Annotated in this window: 2 protein-coding genes; both read right to left on the bottom strand. The window is 57.1% G+C overall.

The features are described from left to right. The coding region (locus tag ACH2EI_RS14825) for an ATP-binding cassette domain-containing protein (RefSeq protein WP_395160589.1) at positions 1 to 313 on the bottom strand (313 nt) is incomplete at its 3' end. Continuing rightward, a partial coding sequence (gene sufB, locus ACH2EI_RS14820) for a Fe-S cluster assembly protein SufB (protein WP_395154680.1) occupies positions 313 to 1,734 on the bottom strand: 1,422 nt, incomplete at its 5' end. The genes ACH2EI_RS14825 and sufB, both read right to left, overlap by 1 nt.

Here is a 1,734-nt window from a genome sequence, read left to right as displayed (position 1 = left end):
CAGAGTTCAGTGCTGTTCGCAGGAAATACATGTTGTTGACACCAGGGATTTCGACCGGGTACTGGAAGCCCATGAAAACACCTGCAGCGGCGCGCGCTTCGGGTTCCATGTCGAGGAGATCAGCGCCGTCGAGCGTGACTTCGCCGGTGATGTCGTAGCCATCACGCCCAGCAAGAGTGTGCGCAAACGTGCTCTTACCCGAGCCGTTCGGGCCCATGATCGCGTGGACTTCGCCGGCGCCCACATCGAGGTTGAGACCGTTGAGGATCTGTTTGCCACCAATGGCGGCGGTGAGGTTGTTGACGTGCAGCATCAGCCGACACTTCCTTCCAAACTGATACTCAGCAAACGCTGAGCTTCGACGGCGAACTCCATCGGGAGCTCGTTAAAAACTTCGCGGCAAAAGCCGTTGACGATCATCGACATCGCGTCTTCTTCGGTCATACCGCGCTGGCGGCAGTAATACAGCTGGTCTTCGCCAACCGTCGACGTCGACGCTTCGTGTTCGACCTGTGCAGTCGGGTTCTTCACTTCGATGTACGGAATCGTGTGCGCCCCGCACTCTTTGCTGAGGAGCAACGAATCGCACTGCGTGTAGTTACGAGCGTTCTCGGCAGATCGCAGCACCTTGACCAACCCGCGGTACGTGTTCTGACCGTGAGCAGCAGAAATACCCTTGGAAATAATCGTGCTCGTGGTGTCTTTACCAATGTGAATCATCTTCGTGCCCGTGTCAGCCTGCTGACGCTTACACGACAACGCAACAGAGTAGAACTCACCGATACTGCGGTCGCCCTGCAGGATCACGCTGGGGTACTTCCACGTAATTGCCGAGCCGGTTTCGACCTGAGTCCAAGAAATTTTGGCGTCGGTGTGGGCACGCCCTCGCTTGGTGACGAAGTTGTAGATACCGCCGACACCGTTCTCGTCACCGGGGTACCAGTTCTGCACCGTGGAATACTTGATCTCGGCGCGATCCTTGGCGACGAGCTCGACGACGGCGGCATGCAGCTGATTTTCGTCACGCTGCGGCGCGGTACATCCTTCGAGATACGACACGTGAGAATCGTCTTCGGCAACAATCAGCGTGCGCTCGAACTGGCCGGTGTTCATCGCGTTGATCCGGAAGTATGTCGACAGCTCCATTGGGCAGCGAACACCCTTCGGGATGTAGCAGAACGAACCGTCAGAGAACACCGCTGAGTTCAACGCAGCAAAGAAGTTGTCGCGCACCGGCACGACAGAGCCGAGGTGCTCGCGCACCAGGTCGGGGTAGTCCTTGACCGCCTCAGAGAACGAGCAGAAGATCACGCCAGCTTCGAGGAGCGTGGCTTTGAACGTCGTGGTCACCGACACGGAGTCGACAATTGCATCAACAGCGACATTGCTGAGCATCTTCTGTTCGTGCAGCGGGATGCCAAGCTTGTCGAACATCTCGCGGATGTCGGGGTCGACATCATCCATGCTGTCGAGGACCGGCTTCTGCTTCGGTGCCGCCCAATAACTGATCGACTCGTAATCGATCGGCGAAATGTTGAGCTTGGCCCAGTCGGGCTCTTCCATCTTACGCCACGCCGCATAGGCCTTCAGGCGCCATTCAAGAAGCCACTCGGGCTCATCCTTCTTCGACGAGATGAGACGAACAACACTCTCATCAAGGCCCGGAGGAGCAATGTCAGTATCAAGATCCGTGCTGAAGCCGTACTCATAATCAGCCGACGTCAACTCCTCAAT

Origin of the sequence: Ilumatobacter sp., assembly GCF_041688325.1 — a bacterium.
Lineage (GTDB): Bacteria > Actinomycetota > Acidimicrobiia > Acidimicrobiales > Ilumatobacteraceae > Ilumatobacter_A.
Note: the sequence above shows the minus strand (reverse complement) of the source record. Positions and strands in the feature narration are given on the sequence as shown.